This window comes from Anditalea andensis (genome assembly GCF_000714815.1).
Classification (GTDB): domain Bacteria; phylum Bacteroidota; class Bacteroidia; order Cytophagales; family Cyclobacteriaceae; genus Anditalea; species Anditalea andensis.
In genome coordinates this window covers 1-22886 of the sequence record NZ_JMIH01000037.1, presented here as the reverse complement: position 1 = coordinate 22886, position 22886 = coordinate 1, and the positions used below count along the sequence as shown (strand labels likewise).

22 protein-coding genes are annotated in these 22886 nt (G+C 35.7%); 20 read left to right on the top strand and 2 right to left on the bottom strand.

Annotation, left to right across the window (positions count from 1 at the left end):
• The 20 genes from EL17_RS23960 to EL17_RS23695 form a co-directional block, all read left to right on the top strand.
• Nucleotides 1-254: hypothetical protein (locus EL17_RS23960; RefSeq protein WP_205623606.1), on the top strand; the 254-nt coding region annotated here is incomplete at its 5' end.
• 227 nt (nucleotides 255-481) lie between these two features.
• A complete protein-coding gene (locus EL17_RS23955; RefSeq protein WP_205623605.1) occupies nucleotides 482-634 on the top strand; it encodes a hypothetical protein in 153 nt (50 codons plus the stop codon).
• A gap of 572 nt (nucleotides 635-1206) precedes the next feature.
• Entirely contained in the window at nucleotides 1207-2202 is a 996-nt protein-coding gene (locus EL17_RS21200) for a mannose-1-phosphate guanylyltransferase (RefSeq protein ID WP_035079268.1), read from the top strand.
• A 252-nt stretch (nucleotides 2203-2454) separates the two neighbouring features.
• Nucleotides 2455-3624: a GDP-mannose 4,6-dehydratase gene (gmd, locus tag EL17_RS21195; RefSeq protein ID WP_035079266.1), complete on the top strand. Its 1170-nt coding sequence runs from the start codon at nucleotides 2455-2457 to the stop codon at nucleotides 3622-3624.
• Nucleotides 3625-3774: 150 nt separating this feature from the next.
• Entirely contained in the window at nucleotides 3775-4659 is an 885-nt protein-coding gene (gene rfbA, locus EL17_RS21190) for a glucose-1-phosphate thymidylyltransferase RfbA (RefSeq protein ID WP_035079263.1), read from the top strand.
• Nucleotides 4660-5271, top strand: a complete 612-nt coding sequence (gene rfbC, locus EL17_RS21185) for a dTDP-4-dehydrorhamnose 3,5-epimerase (protein WP_051720296.1) — start codon at nucleotides 4660-4662, stop codon at nucleotides 5269-5271.
• A 287-nt stretch (nucleotides 5272-5558) separates the two neighbouring features.
• Nucleotides 5559-6545 carry a dTDP-glucose 4,6-dehydratase gene (gene rfbB, locus EL17_RS21180; protein ID WP_240486044.1) on the top strand — a complete coding sequence of 329 codons (987 nt, stop codon included), beginning with the start codon at nucleotides 5559-5561 and terminating at the stop codon, nucleotides 6543-6545.
• Between the two features lie 4 nt (nucleotides 6546-6549).
• Nucleotides 6550-8091, top strand: coding sequence for an MATE family efflux transporter (locus EL17_RS21175; RefSeq protein WP_035079260.1), 1542 nt, complete (start codon nucleotides 6550-6552; stop codon nucleotides 8089-8091).
• Complete coding sequence (locus EL17_RS21170) at nucleotides 8084-9091, top strand: nitroreductase family protein (RefSeq protein WP_035079258.1); 1008 nt, start codon at nucleotides 8084-8086, stop codon at nucleotides 9089-9091. Before EL17_RS21175 ends, EL17_RS21170 begins: the two co-directional genes overlap by 8 nt.
• A 40-nt stretch (nucleotides 9092-9131) precedes the next feature.
• A complete protein-coding gene (locus tag EL17_RS21165; RefSeq protein WP_035079255.1) occupies nucleotides 9132-10256 on the top strand; it encodes a polysaccharide pyruvyl transferase family protein in 1125 nt (374 codons plus the stop codon).
• A complete protein-coding gene (locus EL17_RS21160) occupies nucleotides 10253-11440 on the top strand; it encodes a glycosyltransferase (protein WP_051720294.1) in 1188 nt (395 codons plus the stop codon). Before EL17_RS21165 ends, EL17_RS21160 begins: the two co-directional genes overlap by 4 nt.
• A 30-nt stretch (nucleotides 11441-11470) precedes the next feature.
• Nucleotides 11471-12373, top strand: a complete 903-nt coding sequence (locus EL17_RS21155) for a glycosyltransferase family 2 protein (RefSeq protein WP_035079252.1) — start codon at nucleotides 11471-11473, stop codon at nucleotides 12371-12373.
• Nucleotides 12374-12433: 60 nt separating this feature from the next.
• Entirely contained in the window at nucleotides 12434-13618 is a 1185-nt protein-coding gene (locus tag EL17_RS21150; RefSeq protein ID WP_035079249.1) for a hypothetical protein, read from the top strand.
• Between the two features lie 6 nt (nucleotides 13619-13624).
• Nucleotides 13625-14515: a glycosyltransferase gene (locus tag EL17_RS21145; RefSeq protein WP_035079246.1), complete on the top strand. Its 891-nt coding sequence runs from the start codon at nucleotides 13625-13627 to the stop codon at nucleotides 14513-14515.
• Nucleotides 14515-15525, top strand: a complete 1011-nt coding sequence (locus tag EL17_RS21140; RefSeq protein ID WP_035079243.1) for a polysaccharide pyruvyl transferase family protein — start codon at nucleotides 14515-14517, stop codon at nucleotides 15523-15525. The genes EL17_RS21145 and EL17_RS21140 overlap by 1 nt, the downstream gene beginning before the upstream one ends.
• 2 nt (nucleotides 15526-15527) lie before the next feature.
• Nucleotides 15528-16685 carry a glycosyltransferase gene (locus EL17_RS21135; RefSeq protein ID WP_035079240.1) on the top strand — a complete coding sequence of 386 codons (1158 nt, stop codon included), beginning with the start codon at nucleotides 15528-15530 and terminating at the stop codon, nucleotides 16683-16685.
• Between the two features lie 42 nt (nucleotides 16686-16727).
• A complete protein-coding gene (locus EL17_RS21130; RefSeq protein ID WP_035079237.1) occupies nucleotides 16728-18791 on the top strand; it encodes a right-handed parallel beta-helix repeat-containing protein in 2064 nt (687 codons plus the stop codon).
• 138 nt (nucleotides 18792-18929) lie between these two features.
• Entirely contained in the window at nucleotides 18930-19718 is a 789-nt protein-coding gene (locus EL17_RS21125; RefSeq protein ID WP_035079234.1) for a WecB/TagA/CpsF family glycosyltransferase, read from the top strand.
• Between the two features lie 121 nt (nucleotides 19719-19839).
• Nucleotides 19840-21183, top strand: coding sequence for an exopolysaccharide biosynthesis polyprenyl glycosylphosphotransferase (locus EL17_RS21120; RefSeq protein ID WP_035079231.1), 1344 nt, complete (start codon nucleotides 19840-19842; stop codon nucleotides 21181-21183).
• Nucleotides 21184-21292: 109 nt separating this feature from the next.
• Entirely contained in the window at nucleotides 21293-21457 is a 165-nt protein-coding gene (locus EL17_RS23695) for a hypothetical protein (RefSeq protein ID WP_164675205.1), read from the top strand.
• A gap of 299 nt (nucleotides 21458-21756) precedes the next feature.
• Here EL17_RS23695 and EL17_RS21115 read toward each other — a convergent pair whose 3' ends face one another.
• Complete coding sequence (locus EL17_RS21115; RefSeq protein WP_035079229.1) at nucleotides 21757-22323, bottom strand: hypothetical protein; 567 nt, start codon at nucleotides 22321-22323, stop codon at nucleotides 21757-21759.
• Nucleotides 22324-22699: 376 nt separating this feature from the next.
• Nucleotides 22700-22886 (bottom strand): hypothetical protein (locus EL17_RS23950; RefSeq protein ID WP_205623604.1); only part of this gene is annotated, 187 nt, incomplete at its 5' end.

The following is a 22886-nucleotide window of genomic DNA, read 5'->3' as shown; positions in this document are numbered from 1 at the left end:
TAGCCACCCATGGGAAACAGGTATTCACCCTCCCCACGACCCCGGAGGGGTCGAACTTACCCTCTAGGACCATCCCCATAACCACCAATACGCCATATGGGGGTACCCGTTTTACCTTCCGCTCCCTCCGTTACCCCGTACACTTCCGTTTTGGAGCCTTTGATAACCCGGCATGGGAAGTACATCACTTATTCATAACCGATGATCATATGGTACTAAACCATGATTTTTGCACCGAAAGTATACCTATATAAAGACAGTTTATATAATCATTTTTACCAATTTTAACCTCTTGTTTACCTATATCATATATTGATCCTCAAATTTGTGAGTTTGGTCCCTTTTTAAAGTATCCTGATATAATCCCCTGTACATGATGCGGTTAAAGTGATGGATAAAATGGTATGCCTCACTTATATGTATTCTTCCTCGAATAATAAATACGTTTTATACATCCATCAAATTTTAAAAGCGATAACTAATGTTTTTGTTAATTCATGTAACCTTTGACATTTTTTTCTTTACATATGACATTTATGACTTCACCTATGGTCTGGAACTGAATGCTGCGCCAGGTACAGGGGTATTTTGGACACTCATCTGTATCCATTTACTTCAAATAATCTCTTTTTAAAATTAATTTTACATTAATTTTAAACATTTTTTCAAAAAGTAGGTTGGTTTTCTTCATTTTATATAACATTTTTTAGAAATATTTAATGGATATAAAAAAGCATCTTTTATACCATATTTTGCTATACAGAATAAAATGAATTATTTATTGTTTATTATTTAGTATTATTTTGTTGCCAAATTGTATAGCGATACATAGTTTATAAAAAAATCACCGAAACATACCTCGAATGGGGTATTGTATTTTTCGTGATTCATTTCCATATTTGACCATCAGTAAACCCGCAATAATACAATAACCCAAAATTTTACTACCTGCCTAGAGTAAACCAGGCACCGCCGTTTCCAATCCGCTAAGTCACCCTGTGACCGACCCGGCGAAGCTGTATGATGAGCGGTGAAATCCCGGTTAAATGTACCTTATCCCCATCAGGCAAACATCGAAAAGAGTTTTGGTCAAATGCGCTTCTAAAGGGGATAAATCCTAGGGACAGTGAACATCAGATGAGTAATCTTTTATCCGCCGAAGGCACTTTTAACCCTTAACCGGCCCCATAGGGCCCCACGAAACAAATGATCAAACACGTTTTACTTTCAGGAGGAGTAGGTAGCAGGTTGTGGCCCCTTTCCCGTCAGTCCAGCCCAAAACAGTACCTAGAGGTCTTTGGTGGGCAATCGCTTTTTGAACTCGCTGTCAGTAGAAATGCCCCTTTTACCGATAATCTCATCGTAGTGGGCAACACAGACAACCAGCAACTCTCCCTTTCCATACTGGAAAAACTGGAGGTAAAGGCGTTTACCAATATCGTAGAGGCTACTCCAAGAAACACTGCCCCGGCCATCGCCTTTGCCGCCTTTGCTGCAGATCCAGATGATATCCTGCTGGTCACCCCGGCAGACCATATCATCAGGGAGGGAGCTGCCTATGAAGCGGCCATCAAGAGGGCCATCGAGCTTGCAGCAGAAGGGGCCATTGTCACATTTGGGATCAAGCCTACCAGACCTGAAACAGGCTATGGTTATATTCAGCATGAAGCAGAAAAAGTCATTGCATTCAGAGAAAAACCGGATTTGAAAACAGCCAAACAGTTCCTCCTATCAGAAGGGTTTTTATGGAACAGTGGCATGTTCTGTTTTCAGGCAAAAGTTTTTCTGGAAGAACTGCAAAAATTTGAACCCAAAGTATATTTGGCCGCGAGCCATGCCTGGGAGAGGGCCATAGATGGAAATCTGGCCCTTGATCTCTCCATGGAGATTCCTTCCATCAGTGTAGATTTTGCCGTGATGGAGCGGAGTGATAAAATAAAAGTAGTGGGTGCCGAATTTGACTGGAGCGATATGGGCAGTTTTGAGGCCGTCTATGATTATCTTAAGGCATCTGGCTATCCGGTGGATGAAAATGGCAACATGCAGATTGGCTCTACCAAACACATTTCCTTCGTAGGGGTAAAGGACTGCATATTGGTAACCACAGATGATGCTTTTTTGGTCGTCTCCAAATCGGCCTCCCAAAAAGTAAAAGGGCTCTATGAGTCCCTGCAAAAAAATAACGTTTCATTGGTACGTTGAGGGCGCAGGTGCTCTGGTAAAATACGCTATCGCAATTAAGGTGCTTTGCATGGTTCAATACCGCTTGGACGGTTAAAGGTTCCTCGGGGCCAGCTAAACCGGCAGCCACTCCCAACTAAACAATTATCCGCCGTAAGGTTTAACCACCGCAGGCCATACGAAACCAGTCATCGTCTGTAAGGTTAACCGCCGTAGGCACTTAACCTATAACCGGGCCATAGGCCCCTTAACCGCCGCCAGGCATCCATTATCATGAAACAAAAAGTCGCATTAATCACCGGAATCACTGGACAGGACGGTTCCTACTTAGCAGAACTTTTATTGGAAAAAGGCTATATGGTCCATGGGATCAAGCGTAGGGCTTCCTCTTTTAATACCCAGCGGGTAGACCACCTGTATCAGGACCTGCATGAGCACCGGGTGAACTTTAAACTGCACTACGGTGACCTGACAGATTCTGCCAACATCATCCGCATCATACAGGAAGTGCAGCCGGATGAGATATATAACCTGGGTGCCATGTCCCATGTAAAGGTATCTTTTGATTCTCCAGAGTATGTAGCCAATGTGGATGGAATAGGTACATTAAGAATACTGGAAGCAGTACGGATTTTAGGAATGGAAAAGAAAACCAGGATCTACCAGGCTTCTACTTCAGAGCTGTATGGCGGTATGGAAGAGAATAAAAATGCAAAAGGCTTTTATGATGAAAGCTCACCTTTCTATCCCCGCTCACCCTACGGAGCGGCAAAGATCTATGGATTCTGGATCACCAAAAATTATAGGGAGGCCTACGGCATGTTTGCCTGTAACGGGATCCTGTTTAACCATGAGTCTCCCAGAAGAGGCGAGACCTTCGTGACGCGTAAGATTACCATGGCCACGGCTGCTATTGCCCTGGGCATGCAGGACTGCCTGTACTTAGGTAACCTGGAGGCATTACGGGATTGGGGGCATGCTAAGGATTATGTGAGGGCCATGTATTTGATCCTTCAGCAGGAAAAGCCGGAAGATTTTGTTATCGCTACGGGTAAAACCACCAAGGTAAGGGATTTTATCATCATGGCATTTGAACACGTAGGATTTAAGATCCGCTGGGAAGGACAGGGAGTGGATGAGGTAGGGGTCTTGGATTCCATTGATCAGGAAATGTACCAGGCGGCTACCGGAGAAGCCATTCATCCGGACATCCTACAGCGTTTAAATACTGCCATTATCAAGATAGACCCGGCCTATTTCCGTCCTACTGAGGTCGACCTATTATTAGGTGATCCCACCAAATCGAAAACGCAACTGGGCTGGGTGCCCGAATATGATCTGGAAGGATTGGTAACGGACATGATGCAAAGTGATATAAAGCTGGTACAGAAAGACCAGCACTTAAAAGCTGGTGGATACCAGGTACTTAATTATTTTGAGTAAATACAAAAACTATCCATCTTGTAAATCATTGATAGTTTGATCCTTTATTCAATAATAAAAAAGGATATGGCAATACAATATTTTGGGTTTTGTTTATAAACGCGCTATTCACCTGATCAAAGCAACGATATTCTAATTTTAATAGTAACTATGAAAGGTATAATACTAGCAGGTGGATCCGGTACCCGTCTTTACCCTATTACAAAAGGGGTTTCTAAACAACTTTTAAGTATTTACGATAAGCCCATGATCTACTATCCCCTCTCTGTTTTAATGCTGGCGGGGATAAAGGAAGTGCTGATCATATCGACTCCACATGATCTGCCCCATTTTGAAAAACTATTGGGTGATGGTGCAGAACTGGGGATGAGGTTTGAATATACAGTACAACCCAGTCCTGATGGTCTGGCACAGGCATTTATTTTAGGAGAGGAATTTATTGGACAAGATGATGTCTGTTTAGTATTAGGAGACAATATTTTTTATGGACACGGTCTCACAGATTTGCTCCAGCAATCGGTCAAAAATGTGGAAGAAAATAACAAAGCTACGGTTTTCGGCTATTATGTAAATGATCCGGAGCGCTATGGGGTGGCAGAGTTCGATACCGAAGGCAATGTGACCAGTATTGAAGAGAAACCTTTGACGCCCAAAAGCAACTATGCCGTGGTAGGCTTATATTTTTATCCGAACAGTGTGGTAGAGGTGGCCAAAAAAGTAAAACCCAGTCCAAGGGGTGAATTGGAGATTACAACCGTGAATGAAGTGTATCTCAAATCCGGAAGCCTGAAGGTAGAATTAATGGGCAGGGGCTATGCTTGGCTGGATACAGGAACACATGAATCCATGCTCGAAGCGGCCAATTTTATTCAGACCATAGAAAACAGACAGGGATTGAAAGTGGCCTGTCTGGAAGAGATAGCATTTGAAAAGGGCTATATCAGCAGGGAGGAACTTATTGAATTGGCCCTTCCCTTGAAGAAAAATGGCTACGGACAGTATTTATTAAAAAGGGCAGATAAAAATTTAGTATAAATGGAATTTATAAGAACGGATATCCCGGATGTGGTAATCTGTAAACCAAAAGTTTTTGGGGATCATAGAGGATACTTTAGTGAGACTTTTAGAAAGGATGCATTAGAAGATTTTCTAGGGTATCAGGTGAATTTTTGCCAGGATAATGAGTCCCGGTCTTCTTTCGGAGTGCTGAGGGGCTTGCATTATCAGCTACCTCCTTATACCCAATCCAAACTGGTCCGTGTGCAGGAAGGATGCGTGCTCGATGTGGCAGTGGATATGCGGAAAGGTTCTCCTTACTATGGCCAATATGTTTCGGTAGAATTAAGTTTTGAAAACAAACAGCAATTGTTTGTTCCTCGAGGTTTTGCACATGGATTTGTGGTTCTTTCGGAGACGGCGACCTTTGCTTATAAATGTGATAATTATTATGCGCCAAAATACGACAGGGGCTTTATTTTTAGTGACCAGTATGTCAATATTGATTGGAGGCTATCACCCGAAAATATAGTCCTTTCCGATAAAGACCGTAACCAACCGGCATTTCAGGATGCGGAAGCTTTTGATTATCACCAAAACCTTTATGATGATGAAATCGAGCATGACGGTAAGCGTCACACTCTGGTATGAATATAATAGATGCGAGATTCCATCCTGTTTCCTTCGTCACGGGACAAGTTATGGCCTTTGAAAAAAATATACATATGATTATACTCGTCGCGGGGTCTAAGGGCCAGTTGGGTTCTGAAATAAGGGATTGGTATAGAAATTCCTTATAAAAAGGACAGTTTGGTTTGTTGTACGGGGAGAATTGAGATTGATTGATAAATTGAGTAGATAAATTTGATAGAGATTGGAATGACAAATAATAAAACAATTTTAGTAACGGGGGGGCGGGCTTTATAGGGTCCAATTTTGTGCCCTATTTTTTAGAGGCATATCCGGAGTTAAGCTTGGTCAACCTTGATTTATTGACCTATGCCGGAAACTTGGACAATTTGGAAGAAGTAAATGGCCATGAGCGCTATACCTTTGTTCATGGGGATATATGTGACCGTATTCTAGTAGAAAAAATTTTTGAGGAGCATAAGATTGTTGGGGTCATCCATTTTGCGGCGGAGTCACATGTGGACAACTCCATCAAAAATCCGGGGGTGTTTATAGAAACCAATGTCAAAGGCACTTTTACCTTGGTTGACGTGTCTTATAAATGCTGGATGGATAAGCCTTTTCAGTATAAGCCAGGATATGAAGGATGTCGGTTTTTACATGTTTCTACCGATGAGGTGTACGGTTCATTGGGAGAAACCGGGCTATTTACAGAAGAAACGCCCTATGCCCCCAATTCACCCTACAGTGCCAGCAAGGCGGCATCAGATATGGTCGTAAGGAGTTATCACCATACTTATGGTTTGAATACGTTGATTACCAATTGCTCAAACAATTATGGGCCAAAGCAACATGATGAGAAACTGATTCCGACCATCATCCGAAAGGCGCTTAATGGAGAGAATATTCCTATTTATGGTGACGGTAAAAATATACGGGACTGGTTGTATGTATTGGATCACTGTAAGGGCATTGCCTTAGCCTATGATAAAGGCAAGGCAGGGGAAGTCTATAACATTGGCGGCAGGAATGAACGCAACAATAATTATATTGCCAAGGTGATTTGTGAACTGTTGGATGACCTACAGCCAAAGGCCAGGGGCAGTTACTTAGATCAGATCATTTTTGTAGAGGACCGTGCTGGCCATGACAGGCGCTATGCCATTGATGCTAATAAATTGGAGGAGCAAATGGGATGGAAAGCGGAGGAGAATTTTGAAACAGGAATAAATAAAACGATTTTATGGTATATAGAGATTATAAAAATGTCTAGACTTTTTAATTCGATTCAGTAATTTTATGCAAGCATCAAATAGAGTAGCATTAAATACCGCAATACTATACGCAAGGATGGTGATTACTATGGGTATTACCCTGTATTCTACCAGATTAGTGCTAGATGCCTTGGGGGATACTGATTATGGTATATTCAACTTAATAGCTGGTATCATCATCATGCTATCATTTTTAAATTCGGCAATGGCCACTTCCACCCAGCGATACCTTTCCTTTCATCAAGGTCAGAATGATTTGGAAATGCAAAAAAAAGTTTTTTCAAATTCTTTGGCACTTCATATAATGATTGGTATAGTAATCGTTTTAGGATTGGAAGTAGGGGGCCTATTTTTTTTTGATGGATTTTTGAATATCCCCCCTGAGAGAGTCATTGCTGCTAAAACTATCTATCATTTTATGTCATTAACCGTATTTTTTACAGTCGTAGCGGTACCTTTCAGTGGATCTTTAATAGCAAATGAAAACATGCTATGGGTAGCAATAGTCAATATTATAGAGGCTCTTCTTAAATTGGCAATCGCTATATATGTTTTGTATATTTCAGGAGATAGGCTAATATACTTTGGCTTTCTAACAGCAGGAATAAGTTTAGTAAGTTTCTTTCTTTATGCTCTATATTGTTTAAAAAGATATCCTGAATGTGATTTGAGTAAAGTTTTCACCATAGATAAGCCCTTATTAAAAGATTTAAGTTCATTTGCCGGTTGGAATTTGTTCGGAGCATTATGTATTGTAAGTCGTAATCAAGGAACAGCCATTATATTAAATCTTTTTTATGGTGTAATTATTAATTCGGCCTATGGGATAGCAAATCAGGTTTCTGCACAATTGAGTTTCTTTTCAGCTACATTATTAAGAGCATTGAATCCTCAGATTATGAAAAGTGAGGGTGCTAATGATAGGCAAAGAATGTTGAGATTATCAATGATGGCAAGTAAATTTGGTTTTTTTTTAATGGCTCTTTTTGCTATACCCTGTATTTTCGAAATGCAAGTAATTCTGGAGCTTTGGTTAATAAACATTCCGGATTATACGATTTTATTTTGTTCATTGATGTTGGTATCAGCTATGGCCAATCAATTAACCGTTGGTTTGCAATCTGCGGCACAGGCCACTGGTAAAATTAAATTTTATCAATCTTTAGTGGGAACTATTCTACTGCTTAATTTACCTTTAGCATATTTAGTATTAAATCAAGGTTTTCCACCTCACTGGGTAATATATACTTTTATCCTAATAGAGATAGTGGCCTCTACAGCAAGGCTATTTTTCCTAAGAATATTGGCAGGATTGGATATTATACTTTATATACAAAGAGTTTTTATAAAAGAAATTATACCTGTTTCAGTTTCCGTATTTACATGTTGGATAATAGTTAATTATTTAAATTTCCCTTTTAGATTTTTGCTTACTGGAATTTCATCTGGCATTGTATTTCTTTTACTCATTTATTTTACAGGCCTTTGTTTAGATGAGAAGGTTTTAGTGGATCAATTAATGAACAAAGCAAGAACTCGTTTAAAAATAAAAAATCAATATGCTTAAAAATCTTATTAAAAAATTACTTCCTCCTTCGGTTGTAAAAAGTATTAATCAAAGAACAAATGGTATAAGATTAAAGAAGGCCCAGAAATATGATTTTGAAATCTATTACAATGCATCAGATCTTAAAAATCTTGATTCACCGACTAAACTAATTAGTTTGATAGTCAGGGAATACCATGCTATTGAAAAAGGATTAATAATGCCAGAATTTAGGTTGGGGTTTGGAGCAGATAGATTAATCTCTCTTTGTAAAAATTGTAATCGCTATATATCTCTTTACGGATTGGATGATGAGCAGTTGCAGCATGCATTAGCTGTAATTTTTGAATATGAAGAGGTACATAATACGCAAGAGTTTAATTTAAACCCAGCAGTTATAACTTCAATTCAAACTATCAAATCAAAAGTTCAAAGTGTTACCCCTGCTCAACAAAGAGTTACTACTAAAGAAGAATATTTTAAAAGTGTGAATGCACCTTTTCCAGATTTTTCTAACTCTCGTTCTAGCGTAAGAAGTTGGACGAATGAAGATGTGGCTATGGATAATCTTGTAGAAGCTCTAAATTTAGCTAGAAATACTCCCTCTGCCTGTAATAGGCAAACCACAAGAACATATATATATACTAATAAAGAACAGATTGAAGAAATTCTTTTATTACAAGGTGGAAATCGGGGTTTTGGACATTTAACAAATAAATTGTTGGTGATAACTGCTGATATGAGTGTTTATACCGGAATAGGGGAAAGAAATCAAGCCTTTGTAGACGGAGGAATGTATGCCATGAACATATTGTATGCTATACATTATCAAAAAATAGCGGCTTGTATTTTGAATTGCAGTACAATTCCAGAAAAAGAAAAACAGCTTAGAAAAATTTGCAATATTAAAAATAATGAAGTTTTTATAGCAATGGTAGCATGTGGAATACCACCAGAGAAATTCAAAATTGCAGCTTCTAAACGAAATGAGGTAAATAAAACTAACAAAATTTTTAATTAATAAAAAAAAGGGTTTCTTAAATATTTTACTTTATAAATTTATGAAAATAGGAATATTAACATATAGTCGAGCATATAATTATGGGGCATTATTTCAAGCTTATGCCACTAAAAGATTTTTGAAATTGGAAGGTCATGATGTAGAAATAATAGATTATTGGCCAATATATCACCAGGAATCATATAAATTTTTTTCACCTGTAGCTTTAAAAGTAAAATCATTGCCTGCAAAGATTAAATATTTACTAGGCCTTAGCTTAGGTTATAGTAGAATACATAAAAGAAGATTCGGATACAAGGATTTTATGATAAATAAGCTTGGCTTAGAGAATAATATTAAATATATCCTTCCAGAAGAAATTAATAATAACTATGATGTTATAGTATATGGAAGTGATCAAATATGGAAAAAATATAATTCACGTTTATTCAAAGGGTTTGATCCAGTTTACTTTGGTGCATTTCCTAAAGGTGGGGATGTTAAGAAAATATCTTATGCTGCTAGTATGGGAGTAATTGATTTAATTGATGAGGATAAGAATACTTTAAAAAAATTAATAACAAATTTAAATAGTATTTCTGTAAGAGAAATTAATTTACAGGAAATTGTCAAGGAATTAGGTTTTCAAGTAAATTTAGTTCTTGATCCTGTATTTCTGCTAAAAAAAGAACAATGGTTTAGTCTATTTGAAAATCTGCCTAAATTAGTAACGAAAAAGTATGTACTGGTCTATGATTTAAATTATTCTGAAGCTTCTAAAAAGGTAGCTAAAGAAATTGCATTAAAATTGGGTTTGGAAATTAAGATAATAACAGGAATTGTCAATCCATTTGCTTTTGGTAATAAGTATATTCAAACTGCCACTCCTGAATATTTTTTATCACTTATTTGGAATGCTGACTATATAGTTACAACTTCGTTTCATGGTGCTTCATTTTCAATTTTATTCGAAAAGCAATTTGTAGCGTTAGGAATGGGAAAAAATGCTCAGCGAACTATTACGTTACTTAGTTTATTAGGGATACAAGAAAGATACTTAGAAGGTGATAAACTTCCTGTTTTGGATAAAATAAATTACACAGGGATATATGAAAAGCTGCAGGCTTTAATAGAAAGTTCTAGCAAATGGTTGAAATGTTCTTTACATAAAGACTCATTAGTATGAATGTTTTATATATTACAGTTGGTAATGGAGGATCAGATGTAGCACTACTTTCATTTTTAAAACGAGCACGAGATAAACATAATATAAATCCATTAGTAATAGTTAATAAAAATTCAAAAAATGGATTAGCTAAAAGTCTTGATAAACTTTACATACATTATATTGAGCTGATGTATGATTTTGACTTGGTACCCAAATGGACTAATATACGAAATATTCATAGATATTTTTATCAGTATCTTATTAGATTAATTTTTAATCCTATAGCGGTTTTAAAAATTAAATCAATTGCAAAATCTAGTAATGTAGATCTAATACATTCAAATACCAGTTGTTATCAGATAGGTTATCGAGTTGCTAAAACTTTAAATATACCTCATGTTTGGCATTTTAGAGAATTTCAAGATTTAGATTTTGGGGTGAAACCACTTTTTGGAAGAAACAATTTCCAAAAGAAAGTTCTAGATAATTTAAATTATTGTATAGCAATTACATCAACCATTTATTATCATCATGATTTAATTAAAACGAAAAATTCTTTTATAATTTATGATGGAATTTTAAATAAAGATAATATTAGATTTACAAATGATAAACAGGATTATTTTTTATTTGTAGGTAGATTATCTGAGCAAAAAGGCATTTATGAATTAATATATAGCTTTATCAATTTTTCAAAATATAATCAAAATTTTATTCTTAAATTATGTGGTAAATTCCAAATTTCAACTAAAGCTGAACTTACTAAAATTCTTAATAAATTTAATTTGGCATCAAGGGTTCAATTTCTTGGAGAAAGAAACGATATAAATGATTTAATGTATCATGCTACCGCTTTAATAGTACCATCAAAATTTGAAGCTTTCGGATTAGTAACGGTAGAAGCTATGGCTAATGGTTGTCTTGTTATTGGCAATAATACAGGAGGAACAAAAGAGCAGTTTGATAAAGGGTTTGAAATAGTGGATACTGAAATAGGCCTGCGCTATTCAGGAGAGAACCAATTGACAAACTGCTTAAAAAATGTTGTTAATAATGGGATTGAATATTATTATTTAAATATTTTAGCTTCCCAAAGAGTAATTGCGGATTTATATACTATTGAAAATAATGTTAACGGTATAATTAATGTCTATAACCTATCATTAGGTAAAGTTAATCAGCGCTCTTTCAACTATGGTTAACACTAATATGTACATTACAAATATTTAAATATGATTAATTTTGTAGATGTTTCTATTATAATAATAAATTATAATACTAAGGAATTAACTCTCAATTGTATTGAAAGCATCATAGATAAAACTTATGATGTAACTTATGAGATTATAGTGGTTGATAATGCATCAATAGATGGCTCTATTGAATTATTTTCCAATGATTTAAGGATTAAATTTATTCCTAGTCAAGTTAATTTAGGATTTGGTAAAGGTAATAATTTAGGAGTTGAACATGCTAATGGAAAATATGTTTTTCTATTAAATTCAGACACTATTTTAGTTAATAATGCAGTGAAACATTTTTATGACTATTTTGAAGATAATTTAAATGGAAACATAGGTGTATTAGGATGTGTATTATCCGATATTTATTATGAGGAAGGCATGTCCTATACATATTTTAAATCTATTTCTAGATCTATTAAATTAGCTTTAAATAAATTTATTAATAAATTATTTCATATCTCTCATAAAACCAGTAAAATGCCTTTGGATGAAGTCTTTGAAGTTGATGTTGTTTTGGGAGCAGATATGTTTATGCCTTTAATTTTGTATAGAGATTTAGAAGGATTCGACCCTGATTTTTTCTTATATGGTGAAGAGGTTGAATTTCAAAAAAGAATTGCTAATATTGGATTAAAAAGACTATTAATAAGAAAACCTAAAATAATCCACTTAGAAGGTGGTAGCCGGGATAGTAAATCCAAGAAATTATCTTATAATACTATATACCTGCTTCAGAAAGGAAATCTAATATATATAAAAAAGCACTATAATAAATTGTACTATTTGGTTTTTATATTAGTGCAGGCAATAACTTGGTATCCATGGGTTTTGTTTGATAAAAGGTTCTCAAATGAACAAAAAAAATCATTAAAAAGGTTATTAATTGGCTAATTATATTTATTACTATTTTTTAAAATTATTTTAAAATAATATTTCATTAAATTTATTGTAATGATTGTAACCAAAGAAAATTTTTATTACAAATTATGTCTTTTTGCACTACTATTTTTATTAATTGGGACACTTTCTACAATTATTGGTTTAGGACCTATTAAATATTTTAGGTTCTTAACTCCTATGTTACTTGCTCCATTGGTGTTTCATATTCATAATGAAAATAAACATGATAAATTTAAGTTTATTGTTGATATATTTTCTTTAAAACTGATTGTATTATTTGCTATAATTATTATAATTACTATTATAACAAATAGTCTATATTATTCTATAGGATTTACTTATAGAAATTTTGTTAATATTATTTTTTTGATTTCCCCATTAATTGGATCTTATGTCATATCGAAAAAAGTAAATAAAGAATCACTATTAAAGATAATTAATTATTTGTTTTGGGCTTTTGTCTTTTTGTATATTATTACGTTAATAAAATTAGGCGTAACTTTGGATGCGATAATAGGTGCTATTTCTGGTACTGATTTAACCAATTCTGAATCCGAAACAGAAAGTGGTCTTTCTTTAATTTTTGGATTCTTCTCATTGTATTTTTTATTTCATAAAAGATATAATTTATTTTTATTGTCTTTATTCTTGGTTGTTCTAGGTGGAAAGCGAATTGCTATGGGTGGAGTTTTATTATCGATTATAGTTTTTTATATTTATCCTGTTTTTAATTTATTAATACGTAATAATAGAAATTTGTTTGCTGCATTTTTTACTGTTATCCTATTTATTGCGGCTAATTTGTGGACCTTACTTTTTTTTGGTGAATATGATGACGTTATACAGGAAATGACTGGTATTAGTCCTAATTTATTTTTTATGGGTAGATTAAATCGGATTTCTGATTTTTTTTATGCTTTAAAGGATAGTGATAATTACTTTGTTGGGTTTGGACTAGGATATGTAGAAAATATATTATATTATTTTGTTAATTTGGAAACTCCTTTTCATAATGATTTTTATAGGTTATTTCTAGAATTTGGTCCAATATTATTTTGTGTCTGGTGTTTTGTAATGACTAAGTATCTTTCTTTTAATTCATTATCTTTTTCATGCTTTATTTTATTATTAATATTAATGCAAACTGATAATGTTTTCATTTATGAAACTGTAATGTATCCATTTTATCTCATTACTTTTTCTTCTCTTATAAAAAACAGTATAAACAAAAACTAATTTTATATGGCTTTTGCTCCAGTAGTTATTTTTTCATATAATCGATTAGATTCATTAAATAGAACTATTGAATCACTTAATAAATGTTATGGTTCAAATAATCTTAATGTTTATGTTTTTTCTGATGCTGGTAAAAATTTTAATGATTCTGTTTTAGTTTCAGAAGTGAGAGAATATTTAAAATCTATTAAATATTTTAAATCTATTAAGATATTTGAAGCTAGTGTTAATATGGGTTTAGCTAGATCTATTATTTCAGGTATTTCAAAAGTATTAGAATATAATGATCGAGTTATAGTTTTAGAGGACGATTTAATTTTAAGTTTAAATTTTTTATATTACATGAATGAATCTTTAGATTATTATTCTAATAATTCGAATGTTTTATCAATTTCTGGATATTCTCCTAAAATTGCAGTACCCGTTTTGTATTCTTATGATTCATTTAGTGCTTTAAGAAGTACATCGTGGGGGTGGGCAACTTGGAAAGATAGATGGCAAAGAGTTGATTGGGAACTAATTAATAAAAATCCTCTATTTAATTCTCCGTTTGAAGTTTATAAGTTTTACACCTTAGGTTTTAATCTTTTACCTATGCTATTAAAACAAAAAAATGGCAAAATTAATTCTTGGGCTATTCGGTTTTTATTGCATCAATTTAAAAATAAATTATATTCCATATATCCAGTAAAAAGTAAGGTTCTAAATATTGGATTTGGCATAGATGCTACTCATACAAAATCTAATTTTTATTATAATGACGAGCTAGATCAATCTGAAAATACCACTTTCAAGTTTAACTCAGTTATAGAAGAGGACAAAGCAATTTCAACATTGTTTTATAAAAATTACAGTTTTAAACAATATATTATTAATAAAATTAAATCACTTGTATAATGACTATAGGAATATGGGGACTTTATGATAAAGGAAATTTTGGCGATGATCTTATGGCTGCGATGTTTTTTAAGTTTTTAAAAAACAAAAAGTATGATATAATAATCTATAATGCTTCATCATATTTAAAAGAAGAATTAAAGGCCAATTCTACTAACAACATTGATGATTTTGTAAGAAAATGTGATGTAGTTATTATAGGGGGGGGGGGTATGCTAGTAAATAATTCTTTACTAAAGTTTTTATTGAAGAAAACGGAATTTCAATTTGAATATTCATTCTTTAAGTTATTGAAAGCTTTAAAAAAATACAACAAAAGAATTATACCAGTTTCTATTGGTGGAGCTAATTCTGCTGATTTGAACAATATATTTAAAAAGACTTTATTCACTTCTAAATATACTGTGAATGGAACAGTTAGGCTAAAATCTGATTTAGAATTAGTCCAACCTGATATATTCACCTATTTGCCCGATGTTGTATTAAGTACATATAAGTTCTTTCCTAAATCTATTGAAGCCAAAGGAACGAAAAAGCGTATTATCTTAAATCTTAAAAACAAGAATGCGACTCCTTTAATAGAGACATTTAAAAAGTATGAGATTTTTGATAAGTTTGAGGTTTTTTCTTTCTCCTCACATGCTGAATCAAAGAAAGAATTTGGAAGTTATGAATATGTGCTTGCAGATAGTTCTTTTAAATATGCCAAATTAACTGATGCCATAAATTTTCTTTCAACTAGTGATCTTGTAATTTCTTCAAAATTACATGTAGGTGTGACAGCATTATCCTATAACATTCCTTTTATTAGTTACAATGGTCCCCAAAAGGCAAAAGAATTCTTAAAGGAATATGGAAAGGTTGAATGGATTGAAAGTGACCCGGAAGCTGTAGTGAAAAAAATTCTTTCTTTTGATATGAATTTTTTGGAATTTTCACCTAATAATCAAAATGTCGATAAGAGTTATGGGCATTTTGATGTATTATCAAAAAGTTTATCTTCAATATAGAGGTGAGAATATTAATCATTCATACTTTTTATTCACAGAAGGGAGGAGAAGATGCAGTATTTGAACAAGAATACCAACTTCTTAAGGAAAAATATACAGTTGAAAAAATGAAATTCTTTAATTCAACAGGAATTAAAGGATTATTTCAATTTGCTGGTTCTATTTGGAATATAAGTGCTACGCAGAAATTAATAAGGAAATTGAATGAGTTCAAACCTGATTTGGTTCATATTCATAATTGGCATTTTGCATCTGGACCTTTGATCATAAGGGCTATCCACAAAAAGAAAATACCGATTATTTTGACTTTGCATAATTTTAGATTGTTATGTCCTTCTGGTATCCTCTTTCATAACGGTAGCATTTATACCGAGAGTTTAAAGGTAGATTTTCCGTTTAGGGCGGTTTTTTCTGGTGTATATCGAAATTCCATTTTACAAACATTTTGGCTAGCCTTTATAATTTGGTTTCATAAGGTCATAGGTACTTGGAATATGGTAAGTCGATATTTGTTATTGACCGATTTTGCAAGAAATATTTTTATAGAATCTTCATTTTCTGTTTTTGAGGAGAAATTAGTTGTTAAACCAAATTTTCTTTTGAAAAATGAATGTGTTGGTATTTTTGAGCGGAGTACTGATTTTCTATTTGTAGGCAGGCTTACAGAAGAAAAAGGTATTAAAGTAATCCTGGATGCTTTTATTGGATCAAAGTATGTTATAAAAATAGTCGGAGAGGGACCTTTAAAGGAAATGGTACAAGTTGCCGCCAAATCTTCCCACAATATTATTTACATTGGTCCACTGGATAAAAATGGAGTTTTATTGGAGATGGCCAAATGTTCCGCCATTGTTTTCCCCTCTGTCTGGTATGAAGGAATGCCTATGACCATAATAGAAGCACTCGCTATGGGTACTCCTGTTATAGCGAGCAATATTGGTGCAATGATGTCTATGATTGAAAGTGGAAATAATGGATTTCTTTTTGAAGTAGGTGATGTAAAATCACTTCTCGATATGTTAGATCTTTGGAATGAGATGAATTTAGAAGACAAGCATGAAGTTTATCTTAAATCTAAGCAGTATTTTAATGATTATTATAGTGAGAAATCTAATTTAATTCAATTTGAAAAAATCATTCAAAATGTATTTTCAAATTGAAATGATCGGTAATAATATTCAAAATCTGATTGATATCATAATATGAATATTATAAAATGTAAGGTATATTTTCTCTTATTATCTCTATGGTTAGGAAATCTCTCCATTGGTTTATGTTCAATAGGCCAATCTTCCAAGGATGTTTTTTTTGTTTCAATCAATGGATCGGACAATTATACTGGTTCTAAAGAAATGCCTTTTCATACTTTAGCAAAAGCAATAGCATCTTTACCAGATAGCGAAGTACCAAAAATCATTTATTTGCGGGAAGGAACATATTTTATCCAAGATTCTTTGGTGATAAATCAAATTACTAATCTTGAAATAAAGAATTATCAAAATGAAACCGTGAAGTTAGTAGGTGGGAGAAATCTTCCCCTCACCTGCTTTAAAAAATTATCCAGAGGAGGAGATTATAGGAAATTGCCGATTGTTGCTAAGGGAAAAGTCTACACTTTAAATTTGGTTTCTATGGGAATTACTGAATTTGGAGAACTTAAAAAAACTGGTTTTGGCAGTATCAGAGCAGCTGCTTCTCTTGAATTGTTTGAAAACAATCAAGCTTTACCATTGGCACAATGGCCTAATAAGGAATTGTTGCTGGTAGATTCCGTGTATCAAACGGAAACAAAATCAGATCAATCGAATGCTGTATTTACTTATGCGGGTTCTCAAAGAAATTGGAATAATTCTAATGATATTTGGGTTTCCGGTTTTTTTTCAGTGGGCTGGGCTTTTGATAATTTACCGGTTTCTTTATCGGATAAGGAAGCTGGAAAGGTAAAGGTATTGCCCCAAGATTTTTCAAGTTATGGTATCTATACGAAGAAGGATAAAAGTACCGGTATTTTGCAAAGTGCGGCAAAAGTCAGAGGCTTTTATTTTTATAATATTCTCGAAGAATTGGACCAGCCTGGTGAATGGTATTTGGACAGAAAGACAGGGGATTTATATGTTTGGCCTTCAACGCATATAGAGGAAGCCGTATTTCAAGTGACAGTCAATAAGGCAGAAAATTTGATCAATTTGAATAAGTGTAGCAATGTCCTGATTTCTGGTTTAGATTTTTCCTTATTCAGAGGCTCGGTATTCAATATCACTAATAGTCAAGATATCACTATAGCTTATTCTGAATTTCAAAACATTGGTGTTTCAGCCATTAAGGTAAACCAAAGTAAAAGGGTGGATATCAACAATGTCCTTATTCAGGATACTGGTTCCACTGCCATCATATTGAGTGGTGGAAATAGGAAGACCCTGGAGCCTGCTCATAACCGCATTAATCATGCGGAAATTAGTGGTTTTGGCCGTAGATATAAAAGCTATGCTCCTGCCGTAAGCCTAAGTGGAGTGGGGAATAGCATTAGCAACTGTTATTTGCATACATCCACCAGCCATGCCATATTATTTAATGGTAATGATCATTTAATTGAAAATAACCACATTAGAAATGCGGCTAATGGATTTAATGATACAGGTGCCATATATACTGGTAGAGATCCTTCTTCTACAGGGACATTAATCCGAAATAATTTGTTTGAAGACATTGGTACTGACACTGGTAAGGCAGTTGCGGCGCTTTATTTTGACGACGGTGCAAGTGGTTTCCAAGTGTATGGAAATATTTTCTATAATTGTGGCCACAGTACCAATCCTTTTGGAGCCGTACATATTCATGGAGGGGGAGATAATGTTTTTACCAACAATATTTTTGCGGATACCTACAGGGCTTTTTCCAATACTCCCTGGACAGTGGAAAAGTGGAAAAATGTTTATTTTGACAACAAAGTTAATTGGGATAGGTTATATAAGGCGGTAGATATAGGCAGTGATGTTTATACTAATAAATATCCTTGGCTTAAGGGATTTGACGATTTAGATAATATTCAAGAGCGAAGTAATACCATTATCGGAACGCTTACTTTTAAAGTTTCTCAATTTAATAGAGGAGATAGGAACTTGGACATTAGTCAAACATATAACTTACCAGCAAATAGCCAAATGGAAAGGGTGGAGGATATTTATCAGTTTTTGCCTCTAGAATTATTAAAAAATAAAGATTTTAATAAAGTGAAATTTGATTATTTCGGCAGACAAAATCAATAAAACGGGTCTTGTCGCAAGTGAGCACATTAGGCAATGCTTTTTATAGCTCAAAGGGCTATCTTAAAAACAATGCTTCTGTTCATTGACCTTTTAAATACAAATTGATTTGATTGTGTTACACACTTAAAATTTTGTGATATGATATTTCCCCGTAAAAAATTAATTGCCATAGACATCGATATGGGATCCTATCAGGATTTTATTTATCGACTAGTGGGCCTAGCGAGCTACAGGACTTCTTCCTATACCTGTGTGGCCAATGTGCACATGCTGGTGGAAGCCTATAAAAATAAGGATTTTGCCAAAGTTGTCAACCAAGCCGATGTAATTACACCTGACGGGATGCCCATAGCCAAAGGGATGAACCTGATCTATGGTGTACAGCAGGACCGGGTGGCAGGCATGACCTTGTTACCGGATCTGCTCCATGCTTCATTGAAACATGATCTTTCTGTCTTTTTCTATGGGGGTACCGCAGAAATGCTGTACCAAACAGAAAAATACTGCAAGAAAACCTTACCGGGCCTGAAAATAGCCGGGGTATACAGCCCACCTTTTAGACCGCTGACCGCTGCCGAAGAAACGGAAATCATAGACCGTATCAATGCCAGTGGAGCCCATTTTGTATTTGTAGCACTCGGATGCCCCAAACAGGAAAAATGGATGGCGTCCATGAAAGGAAGGATTAATGCCTGTATGGTAGGCATAGGCGGATCACTGCCCGTCATGATCGGCATGCAGAAACGTGCCCCCGACTGGATGCAGCGCAACTCCCTGGAGTGGCTCTTCAGACTAACACAGGAACCCAAGCGCCTGTTTAAAAGATATGCCATCACCAACCATACTTTTCTCTACCTGCTCTTTCGTACCTATGCCAAGCAGGGGTTCAAAAAAAAACCACTACAGGTAGACCTGAAAAACACATAAACCCAATAGCCAAATTTTTTTAATCTAGAATCACATAAGGACAGTATATTATAACTTACGTACATCCGTCTTCTGACTTCGTACTTTACACATCTCTTTTACCACTAAATATCTTTGGATTATGAAAAAGTCAATCTTAATTGTTCCCTTTTCGATTGTGATCCATTTATTGATCATCAACCTGACTTTGTATTACTTTACCCCTGAAACCTACCTCATCATCCCCGGGGTGGAGTGGTTCAGTATAGCCTGGCTCGCAGTGGCGGTGGGCCTTAATTTTTACCCGACCGGAAGGAGGGAAAACTTTTGGGACAATGTGAGCCGCTACCTCCAGCAGGTGATCATCTATATCCTGGCTTACTTTACGATTCTCAGCTTTTTTAAAGTGGAATTTGACCCTATTTACCAGTTGGAGGTCATGGGGCTATTGTTTGTCATCCTGACGGTCTACCGCTGGTTCTTTTTCTACGGCAGGGAAGTCTATCGCCGGGAGGGTGGCAACTCAGCCAGTGTGGTCGTGATCGGAAAGGACCAGAACCTGGAAAAGATCAAAAGGGTTTTTGACAAACCGGAATATGGGTTCCGATATAAAGGTTATTTTGACAACCTAAAGTTTCATGATCAGCATTACCTGGGTAACGTGAATGATGCCTATGATTATATCCTGGAGGAAGGTATAGATCAGATTTACTGCATGGCTTCCCAGTTGGAGAGGTCCGAACTTCAGGACCTGATCAACTTTGCGGATAACAACATGAAGAAAATCAAAATCATCCCGGACAACAAGGAAATATTTACCAGCGCCATGAGCGTGGAGCTGTACAATACCATACCCGTGCTCAACCTGCGCATGCTGCCCCTGGACACTGAAGTGGCCCAGATCACCAAACGGGCTTTTGACATCTTTTTCTCTTCTCTGGTCATCATAGGAGTACTATCCTGGCTTACGCCCCTGCTTTTTGTCCTGATCAAACTGGAATCCAGAGGACCTTTGTTTTTCAAACAGCTCAGACATGGCTATAATAAGGAACCTTTCTGGTGCTATAAATTCAGGTCCATGACGGTAAATAAGGATGCGGACAGCAAGATGACCACCAAAGGCGACAAGCGGATCACCAGGATCGGGAAAATCCTCAGAAAAACCAGTATAGACGAATTGCCCCAGTTTTTCAATGTATTTCTGGGGGACATGAGTGTGGTAGGTCCACGCCCCCATATGGAAGCGCAGACTACGCTCTATGAACAGTCTGTGGACAAATACCTGGTCAGGCATTTTGGTCTACCGGGCATCACCGGCCTGGCCCAAATCAGGGGGTACCGGGGGGAAATAGAAAAACCAGCCGATATCATCAACAGGACCCGCATGGACATATTTTACCTGGAGAACTGGTCGGTCTTGCTGGACCTTAAGATCATCTTTTCTACGATTAAAAATGCTGTATTAGGGGAGGATAAGGCTTATTAGGTTTTATCAGCAACTACCTGACAGGAAGCTGCTAGTATCAATAATGTAGAGATGGCATTAAAATACAAAATTTTATCTATACTCTTTGTAATACTTTAATTTTTCCCAAGTGAAACCGGATATCATCTATAGCAACATGCTCAAGCCCGGGCAGTTATTTGACGGCAGAAATTTCCTGGATCATGCTAAGCTTCAGCAACTAGGTTTCAGAACCTTTACCATCGGCAAAGTGGTGCCTCCGGCAAAACTTCAAAGCACTGTAGTGACCGCTTAGCCATCAGCGGTACCCATATTTTAAAAGCCACGGGATTCGTCCCCGTGGCTTTTTTTTGTTTTTGGGGGAATTATCCACCAATCAAACCGATGCTGAGGGAGTTGACCGCTGTGGTGCCGATGGTTAAAGTAGGTAAGTTCGACCCCTGTAGGGTCGTGGGGAAGACGAATCCCTGTTTCCCATGGGTGGCTCCCCATGGCTATTGAAAGGTTTGACCCCTGTAGGGTGATGGATATGGGATTCGTGGGGACGGCGTATAGAGGGTACGGGAGGGGAAACGGGAACGCCGTTCCTCTCACTTACATCGCAAACCCATCTTTCCCCAATTTAATGCTGCCGATCCCCATTATCAGACCGCCATGGGTAGCCTCCCCTCCGATCACCGAAAAATCTTCACCTATCCGCACCTGATGTACCCCCAGTGTGAATTCCCCTGTGAGCTGCAGGACGGCATCTATGAAGATGGTTTTAAGAGAGGCCGTTATAAAATGGAACATGTGGGGTGGAAATGCTTGAAGCATTTTTTGGATCCGGGGAGATTCCAATATATGGGGGAGGTCTACATCCAGTTGTTCGATTTTAAATATCAGGCTGCCGTCCTTATTCGATACCTTCGTTTTTTTACAGTCAGCTGATACCCTTATCCGAGCATCACGGTATACAGGCTGACTGCCGAGGAGTTTAACGGTAATATGGCCATTTTTATCTTTAATATAAGCATCTACCGTTAAGCCCGTCCATTTGTTATGATCACCTACAGTATGGTATAACCGAAGCATTGGAGTGAAATAGCCACCAAGCTGGACTTCCAGGATACCATTGGTTCCATAGAATACATGCGGGCCAATGAATACCAGATAATTCATGCTAGCAATTTAAATAAGGGAGATAGGTACTTCACCCTGTGAAGCCAGACAACATTGCCTATGTAGATAGTTTTTGACATACTGGTGTATGATTGAATTGTTTATCCATTTTTCAATGAACGGCAATTACCCTGTAAATAACACCAAAAATTTGGCTTTTCAATTGCATATTTACCAAGCGACTATGGATGAAAGCTCCTGTCCCTTTGGTAAACTATGGATAGATTGGGATTTATTATAAAAGTAGAATGATATTACGCCCTTTGTTAAACAATTGATTAATCTCCCTTCCTATCGACAACCGGTAACGTAATTATTTGGTATTAAATTTTACTATGCCCTTAAAGGTAATGATATTTTGGAACAATATGTCTACTTATCCCTTTAATAATATTACCAAAATTAACGGATAAATACTTGTCGTTAAGGTGCTGAGCGGTATGGCATATGTCATCCCTGTTTTGGTAAAAACAGCTGTTCCCCTACAGCCCCATCGGGGCGTAATATCGTAGCCGGGGGTGAAGCCCCCGGTAAAAAAATGTAATACGGATTTGTTTTGGCCG

Excerpts from the sequence above, each read along its gene's own strand:
- EL17_RS23955 (WP_205623605.1), top strand. The coding sequence starts at position 482 with ATGTTTTTGTTAATTCATGTAACCTTTGACATTTTTTTCTTTACATAT.
- EL17_RS21200 (WP_035079268.1), top strand. The coding sequence starts at position 1,207 with ATGATCAAACACGTTTTACTTTCAGGAGGAGTAGGTAGCAGGTTGTGG.
- gmd (WP_035079266.1), top strand. The coding sequence starts at position 2,455 with ATGAAACAAAAAGTCGCATTAATCACCGGAATCACTGGACAGGACGGT.
- rfbA (WP_035079263.1), top strand. The coding sequence starts at position 3,775 with ATGAAAGGTATAATACTAGCAGGTGGATCCGGTACCCGTCTTTACCCT.
- rfbC (WP_051720296.1), top strand. The coding sequence starts at position 4,660 with ATGGAATTTATAAGAACGGATATCCCGGATGTGGTAATCTGTAAACCA.
- EL17_RS21175 (WP_035079260.1), top strand. The coding sequence starts at position 6,550 with ATGCAAGCATCAAATAGAGTAGCATTAAATACCGCAATACTATACGCA.
- EL17_RS21170 (WP_035079258.1), top strand. The coding sequence starts at position 8,084 with ATGCTTAAAAATCTTATTAAAAAATTACTTCCTCCTTCGGTTGTAAAA.
- EL17_RS21165 (WP_035079255.1), top strand. The coding sequence starts at position 9,132 with ATGAAAATAGGAATATTAACATATAGTCGAGCATATAATTATGGGGCA.
- EL17_RS21160 (WP_051720294.1), top strand. The coding sequence starts at position 10,253 with ATGAATGTTTTATATATTACAGTTGGTAATGGAGGATCAGATGTAGCA.
- EL17_RS21155 (WP_035079252.1), top strand. The coding sequence starts at position 11,471 with ATGATTAATTTTGTAGATGTTTCTATTATAATAATAAATTATAATACT.
- EL17_RS21150 (WP_035079249.1), top strand. The coding sequence starts at position 12,434 with ATGATTGTAACCAAAGAAAATTTTTATTACAAATTATGTCTTTTTGCA.
- EL17_RS21145 (WP_035079246.1), top strand. The coding sequence starts at position 13,625 with ATGGCTTTTGCTCCAGTAGTTATTTTTTCATATAATCGATTAGATTCA.
- EL17_RS21140 (WP_035079243.1), top strand. The coding sequence starts at position 14,515 with ATGACTATAGGAATATGGGGACTTTATGATAAAGGAAATTTTGGCGAT.
- EL17_RS21130 (WP_035079237.1), top strand. The coding sequence starts at position 16,728 with ATGAATATTATAAAATGTAAGGTATATTTTCTCTTATTATCTCTATGG.
- EL17_RS21125 (WP_035079234.1), top strand. The coding sequence starts at position 18,930 with ATGATATTTCCCCGTAAAAAATTAATTGCCATAGACATCGATATGGGA.
- EL17_RS21120 (WP_035079231.1), top strand. The coding sequence starts at position 19,840 with ATGAAAAAGTCAATCTTAATTGTTCCCTTTTCGATTGTGATCCATTTA.
- EL17_RS21115 (WP_035079229.1), bottom strand. The coding sequence starts at position 22,323 with ATGAATTATCTGGTATTCATTGGCCCGCATGTATTCTATGGAACCAAT.